At 65.3% G+C, this 21,681-nt stretch carries 24 protein-coding genes and 1 pseudogene; 8 read left to right on the top strand and 17 right to left on the bottom strand.

The genetic code is table 11. The features are described 5' to 3' along the window. Positions 1-15: 15 nt before the first annotated feature. Positions 16-696, bottom strand: a complete 681-nt coding sequence (locus V3B41_RS01365; protein ID WP_197633740.1) for a TonB C-terminal domain-containing protein — start codon at positions 694-696, stop codon at positions 16-18. A 460-nt stretch (positions 697-1,156) separates the two neighbouring features. Beyond that, on the bottom strand, positions 1,157-1,621 hold the full coding sequence (locus V3B41_RS01360; protein WP_005409896.1) for an Lrp/AsnC family transcriptional regulator: 465 nt from the start codon (positions 1,619-1,621) through the stop codon (positions 1,157-1,159). Between the two features lie 127 nt (positions 1,622-1,748). Here V3B41_RS01360 and V3B41_RS01355 point away from each other — a divergent pair, with 127 nt between their 5' ends. The 4 genes from V3B41_RS01355 to V3B41_RS01340 all read left to right on the top strand — a co-directional run bounded on the left by V3B41_RS01355 (position 1,749) and on the right by V3B41_RS01340 (position 4,973). Continuing rightward, a complete protein-coding gene (locus V3B41_RS01355) occupies positions 1,749-2,480 on the top strand; it encodes an AzlC family ABC transporter permease (RefSeq protein ID WP_197633801.1) in 732 nt (243 codons plus the stop codon). Then, a complete protein-coding gene (locus V3B41_RS01350; protein ID WP_197633800.1) occupies positions 2,477-2,791 on the top strand; it encodes an AzlD family protein in 315 nt (104 codons plus the stop codon). Before V3B41_RS01355 ends, V3B41_RS01350 begins: the two co-directional genes overlap by 4 nt. Before the next feature lie 227 nt (positions 2,792-3,018). Beyond that, complete coding sequence (locus V3B41_RS01345; protein WP_005409905.1) at positions 3,019-3,447, top strand: PAS sensor domain-containing protein; 429 nt, start codon at positions 3,019-3,021, stop codon at positions 3,445-3,447. Further along, positions 3,444-4,973: a sulfite reductase flavoprotein subunit alpha gene (locus tag V3B41_RS01340; protein ID WP_049429304.1), complete on the top strand. Its 1,530-nt coding sequence runs from the start codon at positions 3,444-3,446 to the stop codon at positions 4,971-4,973. The genes V3B41_RS01345 and V3B41_RS01340 overlap by 4 nt, the downstream gene beginning before the upstream one ends. Positions 4,974-5,168: 195 nt before the next feature. Here V3B41_RS01340 and V3B41_RS01335 read toward each other — a convergent pair whose 3' ends face one another. The 11 genes from V3B41_RS01335 to moaA all read right to left on the bottom strand — a co-directional run bounded on the left by V3B41_RS01335 (position 5,169) and on the right by moaA (position 13,104). Beyond that, positions 5,169-5,837 carry an ATP-binding cassette domain-containing protein gene (locus V3B41_RS01335; protein ID WP_197633128.1) on the bottom strand — a complete coding sequence of 223 codons (669 nt, stop codon included), beginning with the start codon at positions 5,835-5,837 and terminating at the stop codon, positions 5,169-5,171. After that, positions 5,827-6,510 (bottom strand): molybdate ABC transporter permease subunit, encoded by a 684-nt coding sequence (gene modB / locus V3B41_RS01330; RefSeq protein ID WP_065196410.1) that lies wholly within the window; start codon positions 6,508-6,510, stop codon positions 5,827-5,829. Before modB ends, V3B41_RS01335 begins: the two co-directional genes overlap by 11 nt. 3 nt (positions 6,511-6,513) lie before the next feature. Further along, positions 6,514-7,257 carry a molybdate ABC transporter substrate-binding protein gene (gene modA / locus V3B41_RS01325; protein WP_329859728.1) on the bottom strand — a complete coding sequence of 248 codons (744 nt, stop codon included), beginning with the start codon at positions 7,255-7,257 and terminating at the stop codon, positions 6,514-6,516. A 22-nt stretch (positions 7,258-7,279) separates the two neighbouring features. Then, positions 7,280-8,056 (bottom strand): helix-turn-helix domain-containing protein, encoded by a 777-nt coding sequence (locus V3B41_RS01320; RefSeq protein WP_049432817.1) that lies wholly within the window; start codon positions 8,054-8,056, stop codon positions 7,280-7,282. 66 nt (positions 8,057-8,122) lie between these two features. Beyond that, complete coding sequence (locus V3B41_RS01315) at positions 8,123-8,488, bottom strand: hypothetical protein (RefSeq protein WP_049432820.1); 366 nt, start codon at positions 8,486-8,488, stop codon at positions 8,123-8,125. Further along, on the bottom strand, positions 8,485-9,033 hold the full coding sequence (locus tag V3B41_RS01310) for a molybdenum cofactor guanylyltransferase (RefSeq protein WP_049432823.1): 549 nt from the start codon (positions 9,031-9,033) through the stop codon (positions 8,485-8,487). Before V3B41_RS01310 ends, V3B41_RS01315 begins: the two co-directional genes overlap by 4 nt. 81 nt (positions 9,034-9,114) lie before the next feature. Then, complete coding sequence (locus V3B41_RS01305) at positions 9,115-9,603, bottom strand: molybdenum cofactor biosynthesis protein MoaE (RefSeq protein WP_197633124.1); 489 nt, start codon at positions 9,601-9,603, stop codon at positions 9,115-9,117. A 3-nt stretch (positions 9,604-9,606) separates the two neighbouring features. Further along, positions 9,607-9,867, bottom strand: coding sequence for a MoaD/ThiS family protein (locus tag V3B41_RS01300; RefSeq protein ID WP_005413671.1), 261 nt, complete (start codon positions 9,865-9,867; stop codon positions 9,607-9,609). Continuing rightward, entirely contained in the window at positions 9,867-11,120 is a 1,254-nt protein-coding gene (gene glp / locus V3B41_RS01295) for a gephyrin-like molybdotransferase Glp (RefSeq protein ID WP_197633123.1), read from the bottom strand. Before glp ends, V3B41_RS01300 begins: the two co-directional genes overlap by 1 nt. Further along, a complete protein-coding gene (gene moaCB / locus V3B41_RS01290) occupies positions 11,120-12,115 on the bottom strand; it encodes a bifunctional molybdenum cofactor biosynthesis protein MoaC/MoaB (protein ID WP_100443832.1) in 996 nt (331 codons plus the stop codon). Before moaCB ends, glp begins: the two co-directional genes overlap by 1 nt. An 8-nt stretch (positions 12,116-12,123) precedes the next feature. Further along, positions 12,124-13,104: a GTP 3',8-cyclase MoaA gene (moaA, locus tag V3B41_RS01285; protein ID WP_100443831.1), complete on the bottom strand. Its 981-nt coding sequence runs from the start codon at positions 13,102-13,104 to the stop codon at positions 12,124-12,126. Positions 13,105-13,668: 564 nt separating this feature from the next. On the opposite strand from moaA, the gene V3B41_RS01280 reads away from it, so the two are divergent. Then, positions 13,669-14,043, top strand: coding sequence for a hypothetical protein (locus tag V3B41_RS01280; protein ID WP_049426757.1), 375 nt, complete (start codon positions 13,669-13,671; stop codon positions 14,041-14,043). 45 nt (positions 14,044-14,088) lie between these two features. Here V3B41_RS01280 and V3B41_RS01275 read toward each other — a convergent pair whose 3' ends face one another. Beyond that, positions 14,089-14,424 carry a hypothetical protein gene (locus V3B41_RS01275; protein ID WP_329859722.1) on the bottom strand — a complete coding sequence of 112 codons (336 nt, stop codon included), beginning with the start codon at positions 14,422-14,424 and terminating at the stop codon, positions 14,089-14,091. A gap of 697 nt (positions 14,425-15,121) precedes the next feature. Next, the gene (locus V3B41_RS01270) at positions 15,122-16,339 is read right to left on the bottom strand and encodes a S1 family peptidase (RefSeq protein WP_065428059.1); all 1,218 of its coding nucleotides are present in this window, start codon (positions 16,337-16,339) and stop codon (positions 15,122-15,124) included. A gap of 112 nt (positions 16,340-16,451) precedes the next feature. Here V3B41_RS01270 and V3B41_RS01265 point away from each other — a divergent pair, with 112 nt between their 5' ends. Continuing rightward, complete coding sequence (locus tag V3B41_RS01265; RefSeq protein WP_152906546.1) at positions 16,452-16,631, top strand: hypothetical protein; 180 nt, start codon at positions 16,452-16,454, stop codon at positions 16,629-16,631. A gap of 1,000 nt (positions 16,632-17,631) precedes the next feature. Here V3B41_RS01265 and V3B41_RS01260 read toward each other — a convergent pair. After that, positions 17,632-18,606 (bottom strand): annotated as a pseudogene (locus V3B41_RS01260) (RHS repeat protein); the annotation flags it as partial. Between the two features lie 33 nt (positions 18,607-18,639). Further along, positions 18,640-19,434, bottom strand: a complete 795-nt coding sequence (locus tag V3B41_RS01255; RefSeq protein WP_197633120.1) for a helix-turn-helix domain-containing protein — start codon at positions 19,432-19,434, stop codon at positions 18,640-18,642. 70 nt (positions 19,435-19,504) lie between these two features. Here V3B41_RS01255 and V3B41_RS01250 point away from each other — a divergent pair, with 70 nt between their 5' ends. Then, entirely contained in the window at positions 19,505-21,466 is a 1,962-nt protein-coding gene (locus V3B41_RS01250; protein WP_329859719.1) for an FUSC family protein, read from the top strand. Positions 21,467-21,470: 4 nt separating this feature from the next. Next, positions 21,471-21,680 (top strand): DUF1656 domain-containing protein, encoded by a 210-nt coding sequence (locus tag V3B41_RS01245; protein ID WP_197633119.1) that lies wholly within the window; start codon positions 21,471-21,473, stop codon positions 21,678-21,680. Position 21,681: the final 1 nt, after the last annotated feature.

The raw sequence follows: 21,681 nt of genomic DNA, 5'->3' as shown, positions 1-21,681 counted from the left end.
TTCGAATCCTTGAAATCATGGAAGGGGCGAGCGCCGGCCACAGTCGTGCTCGGTGCCGGAAGGGCGGATCTGCAGCGTCACCGGCTGCGGCAGCGCGGCGGCATCGGCTGCCACCGTCAGTGCCTGCAGCGCCTGCAGCAGGCGCGCATCGCGACCGGCATTGCCACTGCCGGAAAGCAGTTCAGGGGAATGCACCTGGCCGTCACTGGCAACGCTGAAACGCAGGGTCGCGGCATAGCGACCTGGAGCCAGGTCGGGATCGTCACAGAACGCAGCGCGCAGGCGTTGCTGCAGGCCAGCGTAGCGACGGCGCCGCTCGGTATCGGGAAGTTCCGCGCCAACGCCGGGTTCGGCCGTCGAGGACGTGCTCCGACGCAGCACCACCCGCTGTTCGCCGATCACCTCGGCCTTGATGCCGGAATCTTGCAACAGAACCTGCAAGGCCGGCAGCGGCGCAAGGCTTTCGCGAAGCGCGTGACTGTTGCGGCCCGCGGCAAGCTCGCCCGGGTACATCACCGACCAGCCGCTGATGACGCTGAAGCGCTCGACCGCCTGTTCCAGCGGCTGCGCGGGGATGTCGTAGGCATGGACACCGTCCTGGGCTGCCGCGGCAAAGGCCAGCAGCAGCCATCCGGCGATGGCCAGCCTCCACGTTCTGATCGCATGGTGTCCATTCAGCCCCCTGACGTCGAACACATGACCCTCGGCAGCGACAGCAGCTGCAAGCGGATCAAACCGTATCGGGAGCACATGTCATTGCGATGACTGCCGCGCACTGCCAACGGACGGGTCAGGTTCGCTGGAGCCGGTCACGAATCAGGAATCAATGGATCGAACAGACCACGTCATTCGGGCGTGGGGTCAGAGCCCGTTGCGCAGCAACGGGATCCGACCCCGTGCCGATCAGAGCGTGTCGCCCCATGCCGTTCCGGCAGATCGCGGAAATCTGTCGAAGGCGGGGTGGGGCCGGTTGCAGGGGTGTCCGCGGCATGGATGCCGCGGCCAAGCCCCCATGGACGGGTTTACGGCGTCCCCTGCAGCCGGACCCACCACGCCATCCCGCGCCAAGCCGGCTGTTGCTTCGGCTGTTGCTCCTGAGGTTGCCGGCCAGCGGCCGGCACTACCGCGGGTGCCGGGTGCAACCCGGCCGTACCTCTCAAAGCGGCAGCTGGGTCGTCTGCTTGATCCGCTGCATCGGAATCTCGGTCTTGGTGTTCTGCACCCCGGCAATCCGGTTCAGGTGCTGCATCTGGAACTGCCGGTAGGCATCAAGGTCGGCCACCGCCACCCGCAGCAGGAAATCGCAGTCACCAGCCATCAGATGGCATTCAAGCACTTCCGGGAAAGACTTGATGCTGTTGATGAAGTGATTGGTGGTGTCCTCGTCCTGCCCGCGCAGCCACACCCGCACGAACACGGTGAAGCCGCGGCCCACCTTGGCCTCGTTCAACAAAGCCACATAGCGGTCGATGTAGCCGCCCTCCTCCAGCAACCGCACCCGGCGCAGGCAGGCCGACGGCGACAGCCCGACCTGGCGGGCCAGTTCCAGGTTCTGCAGGCGGCCGTCGCGCTGCAGGGCGTCGAGGATGCGACGATCCAGATTGTCGAGCTGGTACTGCATGGGATTTCACCCCTTTGACTTATGGCCGCATGAAATATCAATCATCAAGAATCAAGTGGCATCAACGCAACCCGATTTCGCGATTGGACCGCTAGCATGGGCCACCCCCACCTCGTTGTGCCGTTCCATGGACGCCCGTACCACCCTCCCCCTGCCCGACACCTGCGATACCCCGCCGCGTGCCGAATTCCTGCGCGGCCTGCGCGCCGCCGTGCCGGTGATGATCGGCTTCATTCCCTTCGCCCTGGTACTTGGCGCCCAGGCCGCCCAGAAAGGCCTGAGCGCACTGGAAGTGCCGCTGATGACCGGCCTCAACTTCGCTGGCGGCTCAGAGTTCGCCGCCGTCGAACTGTGGACCTCGCCACCGCACATTGCACTGATCGTGGCCATCACCGCACTGGTCAACAGCCGCCACCTGCTGATGGGCGCCAGCCTGGCCCCGCTGCTGCAGCACCTGCCACGACGCCGCGTGCTGCCGGCCCTGTTCTTCATGTGCGATGAAAGCTGGGCGATGGGCGTGGCCGATGCGCGACGCCGCGCACTTGGCTTCAGCCTGGCCTACTACCTGGGCGTATCGGCAGGCCTGTATACGGTGTGGGTAGCCTGTACCGCGCTGGGCGCGATCGTCGGACCGATGCTGGGCGACATCCACGCCTATGGCTTCGACATGGCCTTCCCCGCCGTGTTCCTGGTGCTACTGCGCGGCATGTGGCAGGGCGTGAAGGCCGCGCGGCCGTGGCTGGTGAGCCTGGTGGTGGCCGCTGCCACCTATCTGCTGATTCCGGGCGCCTGGTACGTAGCCAGCGGCGCATTGGCCGGCCTGGCGGCCGCCTGGCTGCTGGCGGAGGACGCGGCATGATCTTCAACGGACTGATCCACTGGACCTCGGTGCTGACCATCGTGCTGATGGCCACCGCCACCTACCTGACCCGCATTGTCGGTTTCCTCGCGCTGCGCAACCGCACATTGAGCAAACGCGCCGTGACGGTGATGGAAGCCGCGCCGGGCTGCGTGCTGATCTCGGTGATCGCCCCGGACTTCGTCGCTGACAAGCCCGCCGACCTGGCCGCACTGGCGATCACCCTGCTGGCCGCCACGCGGCTGTCGATGCTGCCGACGGTGCTGATCGGCGTAGTCTCGGCGGGTGTGCTGCGCTATCTGATGGGCTGACACCTTGCCCTTTCTGTAGAGCCGAGCCCACGCTCGGCTACTGGCAATCCCGTTTGCCGCATAAGCCGAGCATGGGCTCGGCTCTACAGAGAACCTCCCTGCGACACCCCGTCGCAGCCCTTCGCGCCCCCCGCTTGACCAATGTCAAACCGCCCGCCGCCGTGCGGGCGTATCTCTATGCAGGACCCGAACACGCCGGCGCTACCGGCATCCATAAGGACCCTGCGATGAGCTACACCCCCGACAACGCCCAGCTGCTGAACGCCATGCAGAACGTCATGGTGATCTCCACCACCGACCTGCAGGGCAACATCACCTACGCCAACGACCTGTTCTGCACGCTCACCGGCTTCGCCCGCGAGGAGCTGATCGGCCAGCCGCACAGCATCGTGCGCCACCCGGATGTGCCCAAGGCGGTCTACAAGGACATGTGGGACACCATCAAGGCCGGCAAGACCTGGACCGGCATCGTGCCCAACCTCGGCAAGGGCGGCGTGCTCTACGTGGTCGACACCACGGTGCAGCCGCTGTTCGACGCCGACGGCAACATCACCTCCTATATCAGCATCCGCCGCGTGGTGAACGACCTGATGCAGAACTACGACCTGGTCGAGTTCAGCAAGGAAAAGTTCGACGACTTCTACGAGGCCGCGTGAACGCCCTCCCGACCAGTGCGCCCTTCAGCCGCCTGCTGGTGGGTTTCGCGTCCGAGTCGGGCAATGCCCGCGCTCTGGCCCAGCGCCTGGGCGCGGACCTGCAGCCGCACGCGCCGCAGGTGCTCCCGTTCAACGACATCGACGTGGCCAGTCTCGGCCACGGCGATGTGCTGCTGGCGATCTCCAGCTCGTTCGGCGATGGCGAGCCGCCGGCCAACGGCGAGCAGTTCTTCGAAACACTGCGCCAGACCCCGACGCTGAGCGGCCTGCGCTATGCGGTGTTTGGCCTTGGTGACACCGCCTACCCCAGCTTCTGTGGCTTCACCAAGGCGCTGGATGCTGCGCTGAGTGAGCGCCAGGCGCAGCCGCTGCTGCAGCGCGTGGACGCTGACCTGGGCTACGAGCAGTTCTTCCAGCAATGGCAGCCGGTGCTCGGCCAGGTGCTGGACGGCGACCTCAGCGCCGGCCAGGACTTGCGCCTGCAGGTCACCGCCTATGGCGAGGACAATGCGTTTGCCGCCCCCATTCTCGAACGTCGCCGTTTGAACAGCAGCGACCCGGCGGCGTGGCACCTGCAGCTGGATATTGCCGGCAGTGGCATGGCCTACCGCGCGGGCGACACCCTGCACGTGGTGCCGGAGAACGATCCGATGCTGCTGCAGGCGCTGGCCTGCTGGTACGGCGACGATGAAACCATGGTCCTGCTGCATGACCGCGAGCTGCGCCTGCTGAGCAAGGGTGTGCTGCGCGAACTGGCCAAGCTGGGTGGCAGCGATATACTGAAGGGCCTGTTGAGGGTCAGCCAGAAGCGCGAGCTGGACGCCTACCTGCACGGCCTGGACCTGCTGGACGTGCTGCAGGACCACGCTACTCCGGACAGCGTGCCGCTGGCCCGACTGCGTGAACTGCTGTCGCCGCGGCTGCCGCGCGCCTATTCCATTGCCTCGCACCCGCGCGAGGACCAGCTGAGCCTGTGCGTGCGCGAAGTGCGCTACACCCTGCGCGGCCGCGCGCGCTTCGGCACTGCCACCGGCAGCCTGCTGCATGGCGGCGACCATGCCCATGTGTACTGCCGCTCCAACCCTGGCTTCCACCTGCCCGACACCGGCCAGGTACCGCTGCTGCTGGTCGGCACCGGCACCGGCATCGCGCCCTTGATGGGCCTGATGCAGGAACTGCAGGCCAACGCCTGCGAACGTGAAGTGCACCTGGTGTTCGGCGAGAAGCACCGCCAGCACGATTACCTGTATCGCGACCAGTTGCAGGACTGGCACGCGCGTGGCGTGCTGGCCGGCCTGCACACCGCGTTCTCGCGCGATGGTGCCGACAAGGTCTATGTGCAGCATGTGCTGCAGCAGCGTGCCAGCGAAGTGCGCGGCGTCCTGGCCCGCGGTGGGCATCTGTACCTGTGCGGCAACAAGAGCCACCTGGAAAGCGCGGTGCGCGAGGCCATCGATGCCATCGGTGGCGAAGGGCATTGGGACGCGCTGCGGAGCGAAGGCCGCACGCACTGTGAACTGTATTGATCCGTTGATCCTGTAGAGCCGAGCCCATGCTCGGCTGCTGTTGGCGGTAGAGCAGCCGAGCATGGGCTCGGCGCTACACGTGCCCGGGGACCCCCCGCCGTTGTTTCCCGGGTGCACCTTTCCCCGCCCCCCCCCGGCGGGGCTGTGTGGGGGGGACGCGCCGCCGCGCAGGGGCTCGGCTCTACAGGTGCCGGGTCACCCCCCGACGATACGGCCGTCCACCACGCGCGCCACCTGCTGGCCGAACATCGCCACGTCCTGCGGGTCGTGGCTGATCAACAGCAACGGGATTCCGGTCCGGTCCAGCACGGTCTCCAGCTCCTGGCGCAGATGCTGGCGCAGGTCATGATCCAACGCGGAGAACGGCTCATCCAGCAACAGCGCCTGCGGCTGCGTCACCAGCGCACGTGCCAACGCCGTGCGCTGGCGCTGGCCACCGGACACCTGCGAGGGCAGCAGATCACCCACCGTGTCGATACGGAACGCCTGCAGCCATTGTTCCACCGCATCGATGCGCCGGCCGATCCGCGGATTCAACCACCCCTTCTCCAGACCGAATGCCACGTTCTGGCGCACGCTCAGGTGCGGGAACAATGCGTAGTCCTGGAACACATAGCCTATCCGGCGGCGCTGCGGCGGTAGATCCACGCCGGTGGCCGCATCGAACAGGGTCTGTCCCTGCAGGCGCACATGGCCCTGGCGTGGCCGCAGCAACCCGGCCACCGCTTTCAGGGTCAGGCTCTTTCCGGAACCGGACGGACCAGACAACACCACCTGCTGCTGCGTGCACTGCAGCGATACGTCCAACACGAAATCCTGGGCGGCCGCCTGCAGGCGGCGCTGTACCTGCAGTTCAAGCCACATCGCGCAGCTCCCGGCGACGCCCGCCCACCAGCCGCGCGGCCAGCAACAGGATCACGATGCAGACCACCGAGGTCAGGATCACCAGCGCATTGGCCTTGCCGTCCTGGCCGGCCTGTACCGCCTCGTAGATGGCGATCGACAACGTCTGCGTCCGGCCCGGAATGCTGCCGGCCACCATCAGCGTCGCACCGAACTCGCCCATCGCGCGCGCAAACGCCAGCAGCAGGCCGGCGAGGATGCCGCGCCACGCCAGTGGCAGCGTGATGCGGAAAAACACCGCCACTTCGGACACACCCAGCGTGCGTGCGGCCTGCTCCAGCTGCCCGTCCACTTCCTCGAACGCCGCGCGTGCCGGCTTGAACACCAACGGCAGCGAGGCCACCGCCGCAGCGATCACCGCCGCCTGCCAGGTGAACACCAGGTTGATGCCGAACCACGATTGCAGCCACGCCCCGATAGGGCCGTTGCGACCGATCAGTACCAACAGGTAGTAACCCAGCACCGTCGGTGGCAGCACCATCGGCAGGGTCAGCAGCGAATCCAGCAGCTCGCGGCCGGGAAAGCGCCGACGCGCCAGCAGGGCGCCCAGTGCTACGCCCAGCACCAGGTTGATCGCGGTGGCCCAACCGGCCACCTTCAGCGACAACCCCAGCGCGCTCCAGTCCAGATCCATGCCTCAGGGCTTGCCGAACCCGTGTTTGGCCAGGATCGCCTGGCCCTGAGCCGAGCGCACGAAGGCGGTGAAGCGCCTGGCTTCCGCTTGCTGTGGGCTGGCCTTGATCACGGCCAGCGGATAGGCAATGCGCCCTGCCACCGGCACCGCGAAGGCACGGCGCACGCGGTTGGGCATCGCCTGCGCATCGGTGGCATAGACGAAGCCGGCATCCACTTCACCGCGTGCCACGTAGTCCAACGACTGGCGCACGTTCTGCGTGGTGATGGCCTTGCCCTGCACCGACGGCCACAGGCCCGCCGCTTCCAGTGCTCCCTTGGCATAGCGGCCTACCGGCACGCTGTCCGGGTTGCCCAGCGCGATGCGCTGCACACCAGCACCGGCGAGGTCCTTCAAGGTACGCGGCGCCACCTTGGCCTGCGGTGGCACCACCACCCACAGCGCATTCACCGCGAACACCTCGCGGCTACCGGCGGCCAGCAGATCCTGCTGCTGCGCCTGGTCCATCGTGGTTTCGTCGGCCGAGGCGAATACATCCACCGGTGCACCGCGGCTGATCTGCTGCAGCAGTACGCCAGACGCGGCAAAGTTGAAGTCGACCTTGGTGCCCGGGTGCGCCTTCTCGTAGGCCGCGCCCAGTTCACGGAAGCTCTCGGTCAGGCTCGACGCCGCCGACACCGTCAGGTCGGCCGCCCAGGCCGGAACTGCAGCCAGCATTCCGAGCAACAACAGCCCCACTCGCTTCATGGTCGGCCCTTTGGTTGTCTGATCAGTCCAGTCCGGGTTCCCGGGTCACGGCCAGTTCCGCCAGCCGCTCGGGTTGCAGCAACAGCATCTCACGTTGGTTCACCGCAATCACACCCTCGTCGCTCAACCGGCGCAGCACCCGGCTCACCGTCTCCGGCGCCATCCGCAGGTAGTTGGCAATCTCGGTACGGGCCATGCTCAGGTTGAAGCGGGTGGCCGAGAATCCGCGCCGGGCATAGCGCTCGGAAAGATCCAGCAGAAACGCCGCCATGCGCTCCTCGGTGCGATGGTTGGCGGCCAACGTAGCGACCTTGCCGATCTCGGCACTGAGCAGGCTGAACAGCCGTGCCTGCAACCCCGGCATGCGGGTGGCCAGCAGGCTCAATCGCGGGAAGGAGATGCGACACAGATAGACCGTGTCCAGCGCCACGGCATTGCAGGGAAAGCGCGCACCGTGGATGGCATTGAGCCCGATCACTTCACCGGGCAGGTTGAAGCCCAGCACCTGCTCGTTGCCCTGGCTGTCATCGACAAAGGTCTTGACCATGCCGGCACGCACGGCGGCGATCGAATCGAACGGATCACCGGCACGGAACAGGTAGTCACCGGCCTGGAACGGCCCCATGTGGTCAACCAGCACATGCAGCTCGCCCAGCGCGGTCTTGTCATAGCCCTGCGACGTGCAGGCATCGGAGAACGCGCAGGTGCTGCAGAAATGCAGCGCATCACCGTCATCGGCCGCCGCAGGATTGGGCGTGGCCGGTCGCAGCGGAGAAGGAGCAGAGGGGTTCAGGGGCATTGCAGCGACGCAGGAACGAAGGCCCCCATCATACGACAGCATGCCGCCCGCCCCTGCGCAATGCACCTACTCCGACGCAGGCTTCGAACGCCGTTGCGCACCGCGCTGCCGCACGCTGTCGCGCACATCCACGTCGAACTGGAGTTGCAGCATGCTGTCGTCATCCAATGCGATGCCGAAGCCAAGACCCTCACGGCACGGCAGGCGCGCCGCCAGTGCCTCCACGGCTTCGCGCGGCAGCACCAGCCGGCAGAACGTACCGCCATCGAGCAGCACCGCCTGATCGCCGGCATGCAACGACAGTGCCACACCCCAGCCACCGCTGCCGCCAAAGCGGGTCAGGTTCTCCACCGACTCACCGACCAGCAGGCGCGCCAGTTCCTCTTCATCCACGCGCAGGCGCATCGATTGCTGTTGCAGCTGGACTTTCATGGTGCGGTGGACTCCCATTCCGATGGGGTATTGCAGTTGAGCAGCAACGCCTGATCCCCTGGCGCCAGTGGCAACCGGGTCACGCCCAGGCGTTCCTGCAGGGCACGCAGCGAACGGCGTGCCCTCGGATCTTCAATCAATTCCTGCAGCACGCGGCGGCAATGATCATCGATCTGCAACCGCATCGGCAATGGTTCGTCGGCAAACACCACGCAGGGAGTGTCTCCTGCCAGGCACAGTCGCTGCAGCAGTACCGCGCTCAACCGCGGCGTGTCCACCGGCACCACCCATGCCGGCTCGTCAGGCATCTGCATTGCCACGCTGTAGAGCCCGCCCAGTGGCCCGCATCGGGGCACACGATCGGGGATGCCGCCGAAGGCCGGGTAGTTGCCGCTGATCCAGACCTCGCGCGCGCCGGCCTGCGTCAACAGGCCCCGCATGTGCTCCAGCAGGGTGCGGCCCTGCCACGGCAGCGTTGCCTTGTCGCGGCCCATCCTGCTCGACAGGCCACCGGCCAACACGATGCCGTTGATGGTTCCATTCATGGTAGAGCCACGCCATGCGTGGCTGCGTCGGCCGGGTGCGCCGGGAGAGCGCTATCCACGCATGGCGTGGATCTACTGGCGTCACGGGCTGTGGCTGTGCGCATGCGCAGGCTCATCGTCCGCATGGCACAGGCTGCAACCTTCGCTCCACTGGCTGTCGCCGTCCTCGTAATGCTCCTGCTTCCAGATCGGGCACTGGTGTTTCACCACCTCGATCAACTGCCGGCAGGCGCGGAACGCCTCGTCACGGTGCGGGCTGCCGGCGGCCACCACCACCGCCACATCGCCGATGCCCAACCGGCCCTTGGCGTGTGCCACATACAGCTTCAGCTTCGGACCAAACGTGGCCTCGACCTCGGCGGCCAGGCGCTTGAACTCGTTCAGCACCAACGGCTCGAACAGGTCGTAGGTGATCCCGGTCACCTGCCGGCCCACATTGACGTCGCGCACCTTGCCGATGAACACATCGATGCCGCCGAAGCCCGGATCGGAGACCGCCGCGATGCCTTCGGCCGGATCAATCGCCGCCTGCGCGCGGTCCACCACCTTCGCGATGATCGTCTCGCTCATCGCTCAGCCCCCGCTCACCGGCGGCAGGATCGCGACCCGGCCATCGTCGGGCAACGCCTCGTGGTCGCGCAGCACGCGTTGCTGGTCGGCGAACGCCGAGTAATCCAGCAGCCCGGCACGGAAACCCGGCCAACGCAGCGGCAGCAGCTCGCGCAGCGCCTGGCGCAGATCGGCCACGGTGCCGCCGGCCACCTCCACGGCAATCTCGCGGCTGGCATCCAGATCGGAGAACGCGCCGAACAACTGCAGATTCACCTGTCTCATTACGGCTCCTGGCTCGCCAGCTGCACCGGGTCCTGATGACCCCAGCCCTGCACACGCACCGGCGTGCCGGCAGGGGCCAGACCGCCCTCGCCTTCCAGCACCACCCAGGCGTTGGCCTGCAGCATGGACATCAAACGGAACGACTCCTGCCCGGCCAGCACGCGCGCACTCAGGCGGCCCTGCGCGTCCACTTCCACCCGCGCCCGCGCGTGGAAGCGCAGGCCCGGCGGCGTGCGCACGTCGGCCTGCAGCGGCAACGTCAGCACCGGCTCCGGTGCCAGCCCCAGCAGGCGGCGCAGCACCGGCTCGACGAAGAAGCGCTGGCCCACCGCAGCCGACACCGGGTTGCCGGGCAGGCCGAAATACAGCGCGCCATTGGGCAGCACCGCAAACAGCAACGGCTTGCCCGGGCGGATTGCCACCTTGTGGAACACGATGCGCGCACCCCGGCCGCGAAGCGCGTCGGGAATGAAATCGTAGCGGCCGGCCGACACCGCGCCGGTGCTGATCAACAGCTGAGCACCCGCGTCCAGCGCTTCATCCAGCACCGCGTTGAACGCCGCCACCTCATCGCCCACCGTGCCCTGCCAGACCACCTCGGCACCGGCGGCCTGCAGGCGGCCGACCAGATACGGCCGGTTGCTGTCACGAATCTGCCCGGATGCCAGCGTCTGCGCCGCCTCGGTCACCAGCTCCTTGCCGGTAGCAATCACCGCCGCCTTTGGCCGCGCCATCACCGCCACCTCGCCCACGCCGATGGCATGCAGCAGGGTGCGCGCGTTGATGTCCAGCACCTGCCCGGCCTGCAGCACGCGCTCGCCGTCGCTTACATCCTCGCCACGCAGGCGCACGTTCTGGCCCGGCTTCACCAATGCCTTCAGGGCAATGCGGGTCGGGCGGCCATCCTCGCTGGCGAGGATCTCCACGTTCTCGACCGGTACCACCGTATCCAGCCCGGCCGGCATGCGCGCACCGGTCATGATTTCCCAGGCACCCTCGCCGCCTTCGGCGCCGGCATCACCGGCTGCCTGCCAGCCCTGCACAGCGAACTCGGTACCAGCTTCGAACGTCGCGCCGTTGGCGCGCAGCGCGAAGCCGTCCATCGCCGAATTGTCGAACGGCGGCAACGACTGCCCGCTGTGGATGTCACTGGCCAGGGTACGGCCGCCGGCCTCATGCAGCGGCAGGCGCTCGGCCGGCAGCGGCGTGGCCGCGTCCAGCAGGTGCTGCAAGGCTTCGCTGTAGGCAATCATCAGTGGCCACCACCCTCGACCATCGCCAGGGCGTGGCCCAGTACCGGCGCCAGGATGTCCAGGCACTGCGCCGCCGCCTTCGGGCTGCCGGGCAATGCGAACACCAGCATGTTGCCCAGCTGCACCACCTCGGCGCGGCTCAGCCAGGCCATCGGCGTGTGCTGTGCACTGAGTGCCCGCACCATCTGCGCCAGGCCATGCACCGGCCGCGCGTTCAAGGAACGCAGCGCCTCCGGGGTCAGGTCACGCGGGCCCAGCCCGGTACCTCCGGTACACAGGCACAGGCGCACGCCCTCGGCGGCCAAGGCCTGCAGGCGGCCCGCCAATGGCTCGATGCCATCGGGCAGTACCTCGGCGGCCACCACCTCGCCCCCCAGCTTTTTCAGGCCGGTCACCAGGGTCGGGCCGGACACATCCTCATAACTGCCCTCGCTGGCGCGATCACTCAGTGTGATCACCGCGCAGGCCGCACCCTCCAACCCCTTCGGTGCACGCGGCTTGAAACGCGCACGCTCGGCCTCGTCCATGCCGTCCGGGTGCAGCCAGACCCCGCGCTTGCCGCCTTCCTTGAACAGCAGGCGGATGCCTTCGATGCGCAGGGCCGGCTCCACCGGCTTGCTCAGGTCGTACAGGGTCAGCAACGCCGCGTTGACGCCGGCCAGTGCCTCCATCTCCACGCCGGTGCGCGCCTCGCTCGCGCACTCGCACCACACGCGGATCGCCTGCCGTTCCGGCACCGGCGCACAGAACACCTGCACCAGCTCCAGCGGCAACGGATGGCACAGCGGCATCAGCATCGACGCCATCTTGGCGCCCTGCAGGCCGGCAATCTCGGCCATCACCAGCGCATCGCCCTTGGGCAGGCGGCGCTCGACGATCAGCGGATAGGCCACTGGACCGGCATGCAGCTCGCCCACCGCCACCGCACGGCGGCGGCTGATGCGCTTGTTACGGACATCGGCCATGTGGAAGGCCGCATTCAATTCCCCACTCATCGTGTTGCTCATCCTCCGATGGAGGCCAGGTGCGGGGTCAGCCCGGTCTGGCCCTGGTGCAGTCCATGCCCGGCCGCTTTCAGGCCAAGCTGGGTGGTGATGCGTGCCAGCAGCGCGTCATGGTCATCGTCGCGTTGCAGAAGCGGGCGCAGCGGCACGCCGAACTCGCCGAACAGGCACAGCCGCAGGTCACCCTTGGCGGTCACCCGCAAACGGTTGCAGCCCTTGCAGAAGTCACGCGAGTACGGGGCGATGATGCCAATGCTGCCGCGATGGTCAGGGTGGCTGAACTCGCGCGCCGGGCCCGCATCGGCCACGCGCGGGCGTTCGCGCCATCCGGCGGCCAGCAGCTGCTCGATCACCACGTCGGCGCGCAGGTGGTGGCGCTGGAAATAGGCTTCGTTGTCGCCGGTACGCATCAGTTCGATGAAGCGCACGCTGAAGGGGCGATCGCGCAGGTACTCCATCCACTGCGGGAGCTCGTCGTCGTTCAGGCCGCGCAGCAGCACTGCGTTGAGCTTGATTGCCGAAAGGCCCAGCGCCTGCGCCAGCGCAAGACCCTGCTGGATCTCTGGCAGACGGTCGTGGCCGGTGATGGTGTGGAAACGCTCGCGCTGCAGGCTGTCCATGCTCACGTTCAGCGCAGTCAGGCCTGCCCGGTGCCAACCCGGCAGGCGCCGCGGCAGCAGCGTGCCATTGGTGGTGATGGCCACCTTGCGGATGCCCGGCACCGCCGCCACGGTGGCGATGATCTCGTCCAGATCCTTGCGCAGGCTGGGCTCTCCACCGGTCAGGCGGATCTTGCTCATCCCCAACGCCGCAAAGGCCCGCACCAGGCGGCCGATCTCCTCCACCTGCAGGAAACGCGGGTGGCCATCGGCCTGGTACCCGTCGGGCAGGCAGTAGCTGCACCGGAAGTTGCAGGCTTCGGTGAGCGACAAGCGCAGGTACGGAAAGCTGCGTCCGAAACTGTCGGTGAGTTGGCTCATGGCTGTTCCGCCTCCTGGTACCACCCTGCAGCCCTGCCCCTGAACGGGTTGTCGACCCCAACCCGCAGAGTGCGCTGGGGCGTTGAAAGCGTCAACCCGGGAGGCACGCAGCCTGAATTGGCGCCGACTGTCGTGAAAGGCCCGCCCCGCCCGTCCCGTTCGCCGTGACAACCTGGACACATGTCGCAGATTGCACGTTGCGGGCGGATCACTACGCCAGCCAGCACTGGCGGGGCTTAACAGCGTAGGACAATGTCAAAAGCGTCTCCAATCGAGTGATGTTTACAACTCTTCTGATTGGCATTGCACAGCGCCAGGGGCTCAGATGGCGTGCCACCGGAAAAGGGTGGCCGGGCTTCGAATCCCGTGTTGGCCTTGAGTAAGTGCGCTTGCCAGCCGGCGTCACCATGCGTGGCGCCGGCTGGCAATCCGTCTGCCGGCTATGGCGGGCGGTGCGTTGGGGGCGTTCGCGCCCGCCGGCTTGAGGCCAACCCGGATTCGAACCACGTACCGCCCGCCACCTTTCGGGTGGCGGCTACCGATTGCCCTGCACGGAGCCTCGCCATGAACGAATCGGACTTCCCGCATCTGCACGCCTACCGCAGCGCCGCCGGCGACGACGGTTCGCCACAGGCTGCGCCTGCCATGGACAGGAACACCTTCATCGCCAACCTCCACCGCATCGGCTCCGGTGCGGCGGCCGACGGTCACCCCTGGCCGGAGCGGCATCAGCTGCCCGGGCGCTGCCTGGCCCTGGCCGACGCCGATTGCGCGTTGACCGGGTTGCGGGTGGTGCTGGAAATGCTGCTGGCGGCCGAACGCACCCGGCAGAACGGCGAACCCGGGCAGTACGTGGGCGACCGGGTCATGGAAGGGTTGGTCATGGCCTGCCAGTCGTTGTGCGCGCAGGCGGTGGGGCGCTTGCAGCCCGAAGGGTGAACGCGATGCGCCGCGCCCTTCGGCGAGGACCGCTTTCAGCAGGTGTCAGTGCTCGCTGAAAGCGCTCCTCAGATCGACCCCGATGATCGGTGAGAAGTCCACTTTGCACAGCTCCAGCTCGAAGAGCTGATCGTGATTGTCCAGGCACAGGGTGACTCTCACCGGCACACCGTCGGCATCGGCGAGCATGGACGTGGCAATGTCACTTCCGAAGCGTTGGGTCGTGCTGGACAGGAACACCACGCCCCCGAATCCGACGACCTCCACGTCCTCCACCTGGGCGAGCGCCAGATCCTTCAACAACCGTTCGGACAGCTCGGTCGTCTCCGGCAGCAGCCTATGGATGAGGGAGACCTCGTCGGGGGTGAGCAATCTGGGCACGGAATGTCCTTCAGGGCACCGCATCCGCCATCGACAGATGCTCGATCCGCCATGTCCTGGCGTAGATCAGAATGACGCTTCCGGTCGAGCTGGTCTCGATACGAAAACACTTCAGACCGGACAGCGGATAGCCGACCGCCTTCCAACGATCAAGAAGATCAGCGAGTCTCGGCTCGTTATCGTCAACCTTGGCGAACTCAATTCGCTCTCCCCCCAGTAAAACTGGCAGAGCGTTCTGCGCGAGCAGACATCCTGTGCAGCATGAGCCGGATAGGAAACAGCCATGACAACGCATCGATGGAGAACGTCTTCCAGCGACAGTAGCGGGAAACATACAAAGCCGAGGATCTAAAGCAATCACGACGAGACACGCGCAAACGTCGCCCTGCACATCGAGATATTCTAGAACCCAAGACAGCGCCACCGCGCCAGCGACGAGCCGCCCCAATAAAGTTCGACACGCGGCATGCACTTGGCGGCTGATGGCTACCCAGGAAGCACTGGACGATTAACCTTTGAATCAGACCCCGCCCAGCTTCTTAACATTCTTCTCCTTCACCACGTCCAGCATCGATTTGACCGCCTCAACTCCAGAGGGACCGGGCGTGCTCACTTAATCAATTAAAAAGAGTCGATCGCGGATATCCGGTTGAGGATGCAAAGCCAGCATCCTCAGCCGGACGTTTCGTTGTAGCGACTAACCGCCTGCCTCCAGCCCTAATGCGCTGACTGCGCCCCAAGGCATTGCGGAGACTCCCTTGCAACTTCCGTCTTTCAGGCTTGCTTTAGCGACAATGCCGTATCCATTGTCTCCGAAGAAGATAGCGGCACCGCTATCTCCAAATCCGCACGCCAACGACGATCCTTCGATGCGTATCCACGCGTCCGCGCAGGGAAGGTTTCCGGTTGGACCGCATGCGAGCTCGGGCCTGTGCTTGATGCTCACGACTGTTCCGCAGGTGTATTGGCTGGTGACGCCTCTGAAGCACATGCTCTGGCCTTGAGTAGCGTTGGTCCACATGTACATGATGCGGCGCCTACTGTAATCCGAAGTGGAGGTGGCATACACCTCCCGTAGCGGTGTGTGTGACCCCACCGTATGCCACTGAACGTCGTGGCTCGCATCATTGATCTGGTCCACGAACGTCAGCGGCACGGTGTACTTCCCTGCGCCGGTTGCGTAGTTGCCATAGATTAGATTGTCGGGGCAATGCGCCGCAGTGGTGATACCCCTTCGTCCAGTGGCCTTATGAATAACCGGAAATCCTGAGGTGCAGTAGCTATTGTTGGATTGGAGGGGGGCGCCGCCAACAACATACTCCGCGTTGACCGACTTCGGCATGTTGGGGCGGACTTCAATCTTGAGACCGGTGACTCTTTCAAGCTTCTTGATTGTATCCTTCAACTCTTCTGCTTGGCGGCTGTCGCCGTTTATGTCAATCAGCACCCGTTCTTCGCCTGGGAACCCAGTCGTCCCCGTGATGCCTGGTATGGCGCTGTGAAGAAGAGGTCTGTGCTGAGCAAGGAGCGCGTAAAATTCGTCCTGGGTGTACTTGTGACCAACCTCGAACACCACACGGGTCGTCCCGCTCTCGGTGGTAATCGTTCGATCCGCGACTGGATCTGGCCCCTTGAGTTGAACCAAGATGTGTTGATCTGGCGCGTCTTTTATCGACAGCTCCGTTAGACGATCTGCGAACTCGATACGCAACGCTTCAATATCCGACATCACCTCACCTTGTACCGCTAGGCGCGTGATTGCTTCGTCTATCGAGACCGTGGGGTGTTCACTCATATAGCTGTGAATCTGAATCTGCATCTCCTTGCCTTCTTGCGTGTCAGCGTCAGGCACCTGCGCCAAAGCACAGGTGGATACAAGAAGTGCTGCGGAGCATCCTAGAACCTTCCATTTCATGCGACATCTCCAGAGCTTGTAACAAATCATCGAGGCTTTCACATGCCTCGATGCGCGAGCCTAGCACTGTCTACCCTCCGACACCGCGACCTAGCTCACAAGTCTCAGTGGAATGATTGTGCACCCTGGTGTCTGTATTGTGGTGGTGTTCGTTCGCGCATCTTTAGATGAGTTTAAGCACTTCATGGATCAGGCGATTGGTTCCTTGCCTGAGGATTTCGTACACACCCAGCCGCTCCTGCTGCGTGCAAAACAGCTCAATCATCCGTTCCACTTCGTTCCGGTTGTATGAGCTGTACTTCCTGATCCAGGCCACTGTCCGCATAGTATTGGTCATAGAAGCCAGTTGGCGACAGCGCCTCTCTTTCTCTCATTTTGTCTTTCATTTCCATTCGCCTCCACCCGCCGCCTGCGCTGCAGCCACAATAGGCCATGGAGCCGATATCACAGAACCCCTCCCATACAGTCGTCACCACGGCCACGCGCCCCAGGACCTGCCGGAACCTGCAATGCTCAGACAGCGCCTTCCCATTCGCGAACATGGCCAGTGACGAGGTCGATGTGACCCATGCCGGACCTCGACGCTCGGCCGGAAAGTAGCGAACCAGGCACCGGGAAAGGAGATCGCCAAGTGCCAGCCACGCATTTCGCTTCCCAGGCGAGACCGCCCGGCCACTTGTAGCGCTATTCGGCTGTAAACAAGGCCCTGTTCTTCATCGCGCATGACCCAGCGACCAGCATCACCCTCCGGGCACAGATAGAACATCCCGGAGTAGCTTGATTCTCGTGACCACGCGCTGCGAGCAAACTGTGGAAATCTCCGCATGACTCGCGCGCCGGACACCTCCGGCCTGCTCACCAGCCTACATTCTTCGGGCAAAGTAAGAGCCCCGCTGGTCAGGCGGAAAACCAGCCACGATTCATTTGTGTCAATGTCGTGCGACTCGCGTATATTGACTGCATCCTCTGGCAACCATGAAGGCAACCATTTGGATTCACCGATTGCTTGCCTTGAGACGGCTTGATTGCGGTCTGCATACTCGGTGCTGGCAACTTCCATGCAACCAGAAAGTGCGATTGACAGCGTCACGATTGGGAGCAGCTGGGGAGCGTACATCTGAGGCATCCGAGTCATCAGTAAGGGAAGTTTCCACCGGGTCGATAGCTCCCGCACATCTGCGAGCAACTTCGCGTACGGCTCATTTGTCCAGATGATCGTCCGAGGCGGTTTGCCAGCTGATCCGCAGCGGAGTCAGCGCTGGAGTCGCCCTTGATGTTTTGATCGAACCACTATGGTTGTAGAACAACCCGCTCGCATCCGTGGCCTGCTGGCCCGGGAAGCGCAACGCCAGTTCGAACGCCACACCATCGCCATCCGGATCGGCACTCGGAATCTGGGTGCCGAATACCTCGCTCTTGTTGCTCCACTCCCAGATCGAGACATTCCGTACCCGATCGAACACCACGCGCGGCGTACCTAGGTGATCCGACTGGACGTAGGCCAGCTCCGGCACACCAGTGCTTGGCACATTGATCAGTGCCACCGGGTAGTTGTCCAGCCAGATGGCCTGCTGCTGGGCCTCGCCCGTGGCGGAATAACTGCCCAGCCACTGTCCGGCCTCATCGTACAGCGTGATCTGAGCTTCGCCACCGGCTGGAGTACGCAGCACGCGCTCGCCGCGATGGTTGTAACCGTAGCTTTCCAGCACGGCATCACCCTGCCTCACCGCGTTCATGCGGTTCGCATCGTTGTAGATGAACGTCTTGCTGCCGATGCTGGTGGTGTTGCCCACCGCGTCCTGGGTGCGCGCTTCGCCATCCACGGCGGTCAGCCGGTGGCTGGTTGCGGGATAGGTGTAGCTGGCGGTGCCTGCCGAGGTGGTCAGCGCGGTCCGATTGCCCGTGGCGTCGTAGGCATAGGTTTCGATCGGCGTGCCGGTCGCGCCGTCCTGAGTCTGGGTCAGGCGACCCAGCGTGTCGTAGGCGTACTTGGCCAGCACCGTCGAGCCCGTGCCGTTCTTCAGCTCGGTGACCGAGCCGACCGGGTCATAGCCGTAGCCCAGCGACAGGCCGCCTGCCGCCGGGTCGTGCACCGCCTGCGGGCAATAGTCGAGGTCCAGCGGGCGCTGCAACTGGCGGCCGTTGCCATAAGTCCAACCGGTCGCCGGTCCGAAGGCCGCATAGGTCACGTTGTTCACGACGATCTGGCGGGCTTGGCCGGGCCGGGTCAGGCCGATCTGGCTGATGCGGCCCTGGATATCGCGCACGTTCCAGGCAACGGCTTCCCCCGTTGTTCCCCGCTACTGCCCGCGCAGCCGCACGGCAAAGTACCGCGCCGGGGAAAGGCCAAGCGCTTTCTTGAACATCGTGATGAAGGCCGTCACCGACTCATAGCCCAGCGTCTCGGAAACGCGTTGTACCGGTGCACCCGCGGCAAGTTCACGAATGGCGATGAGCAGGTGCAGCTGCTGCCGCCAGCGCCCGAAGGACAATCCCGTTTCCCGTTCGATGAGCCGGGTCAACGTGCGCTCGCCCAGGGCCAGGCGCACGGCCCACTGGCTGATGGTGCTGCGGTCTGCCGGATCAGCCGACAATGCCGCAGCCAATGCACGCACCTTCGGGTGATGGCTGACCGGCAACGACAGATGCTCGGCCGGCATCTGTACCAGCTCGTCCAGCAACACCCGCGCCAGCCGGTCGGTGTGGCTGCCATGCGGATAGTCCAGCGGCGCGTCGGCCAGATGCAGGATCATCTCGCGCAGCATCGGGGAGATCGCCAGCGTCACGCATTGCATGGGCAGATCGACGATGCCGGGCTCGACGAACAGGTAGCACAGGCGCGCGTTGGCGGTGGCGCGGTTGCTGTGCGGCATGCCACCCGGAATCCAGACGCCACACTGGGGCGGCACGATCCACAACGCATTGGCCACTTCGCAGGTCACCGCCCCATGCAGCGCAAGAATCAGTTGACCCTTGCGGTGCTCATGCACGGGAATTTCCGCGTCGTGCTCGGCCACCTGCAGGCGGCTGGCGACCGCCGGGCGATCGGTCTCGTCCGGGTCGAGGTCAAAGCCGGGGAGCAAAATGCGAGCCATTCTCACATTGACCGGTTTCAGCGATTGATTGTCATTGTAGCAAAATTCGCCATGGCGGCCGATCACTAGCATGAGCCGCATGCCCTACCCCACCCCGTTCCGCCCCCACGTGCTCCAGGCATTTGCCCGATTGAAAAGCCCTGCCCTCAGGACCGACCAGGAAGCAGTGCTGTTCTCGCTCAAATGCCTGCTCGCCGCGTCGCTGGGGCTGTATGTCTCTCTAAGGATCGGCCTGAATCGCCCGTTCTGGGTGATCGGCACGGTCTATCTGGTGTCGCAGCCCCTTTCCGGGGCGACACTCAGCCGCGGCCTGTTCCGTCTGCTCGGCACCGTGGGCGGGGCCTTCGCCACCGTCGCACTGGTGCCACGATTTGCCAATGCCCCCCTGGTGCTGAGCGCCGCGCTCGCGGCGTGGATGGCGCTGTGCCTGTACCTGGCGATGCTCGACCGCACGCCGCGTGCGTATGCGTTCCTGCTGGCCGGCTATACCACCAGCCTGATTGGGTTTCCTGCGGTGATGGTGCCGGGAGACGTGTTCACCATCGCCATCACGCGGGTGCAGGAAATCGCCATCGGCATCCTGGCCGCAACGCTGGTCCACGGGTTGGTGCTGCCGCGCCGGGTCTCGATGCGCGTGCACGCGCGGGTTGCCGCTGTGCTGGATGATGCGGAACGATGGACACGCGACATGCGGGCCGGTGCATCGGACACGGTGCTGGCGACGGACCGCTCGAAAGTGGCCGCCGACCTGCTCGAGCTGCATGTGCTGTCGATCCACCTGCCCTTCGACAGCGCCCACGGCGTGGCGCAGGTGCAGATCCTGCGTGCCCTGCATGACCGGATGCTGGACGTCCTGATGCTGTCCAGCGCGGTGGAAGATTCCATCGACCGGCTGCGTTCACCGCAGATGGATTCAACCGGGTGGCGCAATCTCCTGCAGGCCGGCCTCGCCGCGCAACAGACCGAGCTCGACCTCGCCCACGCCGACTGCCGCGTGCTGCAGGCACAACTGCGCACTGCCCGCTCCGACTGGCGCCGGCATGTACCTGCTCGCCTTGTGCGACATGCGCAGGGTGCGGTACTTCACCGGGATCATCGGCTTGCCCTGCGTAGCGCGCTGGGCGCGTTCGTCGGCATCCTGCTGAGCTGCGTTCTATGGATCGCTACCGGCTGGTCGGAGGGCGCCACGGCGGTGTCCATCATCGGCACGGCGTGCGTGCTGTTCGGCACGATCGAAGCGCCGGCACCGCATGTCATGCGCTACCTGGTGGGATCGTGCATCGGCGTGGCCGTCGGCCTGCTCTACGGTCTGCTGATCTTCCCCGCGTTGTCCGATATCACCGGCCTGATTGCCGCGCTCGCGCCGGTGCTGCTGCTGTGCGGATCGTTCCTTGCCCGGCCACCGTTCATCATGGCCGCCCTGGGCGTGGTACTGACCTTCCCGCTCATCGCGGGCCTCGGTGCGACCAGCACGGTTAACATCGTCGGCGCGCTCAACAACAGCGTTGCGTTGTTCGTGGGTACGACGGTAGCACTGTGCAGCATGCAGCTTTTCCAGACCGCCGATGCGGGCCGCAACCGCGCACGGCTGGAGCGCTCGATCCGCCGGGACATCGCACGACACGCCGCCGGACAAGGTGATGTGACCCGCGCCTGGCTCAGCCGGATGCTGGATCGAATCGGGCTGCTCGCTCCCAGGTTGCAGGGCCGTGCCAGCGCAGCACACGACCTGCGGGCGTTGTTTGCGGACGTTCGCGCGGCACATGCATCCAACCAGCTCCGCGCACTGGACACGCGTCTGCACGATCCACGCACGCAAGCGTTTCATGCGGCGCTGATCGAACACGTCGCCGCACATTTCAGGATCCGCGCCCACGCGGCACGCAGTGTCGACACCCATCTTCTGGAACTGCTGGACCGCATGCGCGAGACAGCGGCGGCCAGCAGCGGGGCTGAGCAGGAGCATCTGTCGCACCTGCTCTGTGGATTGCGCCGCGATCTGCTCGTTTCCCCGCTTACCCATCGGCACTGACCTCATGCCTTCTGATCTTTCCATTGATGGCGTGCTCATTCCCGGCCTGCTCGCCGTGGCCGCTGCCGCCTTGGCGCTGTCGATGCTGACCTCACGTCTGCTCGCCAGCCTCGGCCTGTACCGGTTGTTCGCCGCGCGGCCCTTGGTGGGCCTGTCCCTGTTCGTGATCCTGGCGGAGCTGATGGTCCGGCTCTCGCCCCTGCTCGAGAAATGAA

It is taken from the genome of Stenotrophomonas sp. SMYL89 (assembly GCF_036319985.1).
GTDB classification, from domain to species: domain Bacteria; phylum Pseudomonadota; class Gammaproteobacteria; order Xanthomonadales; family Xanthomonadaceae; genus Stenotrophomonas; species Stenotrophomonas maltophilia_Q.
This window is presented reverse-complemented; position numbering and strand designations above follow the sequence as displayed.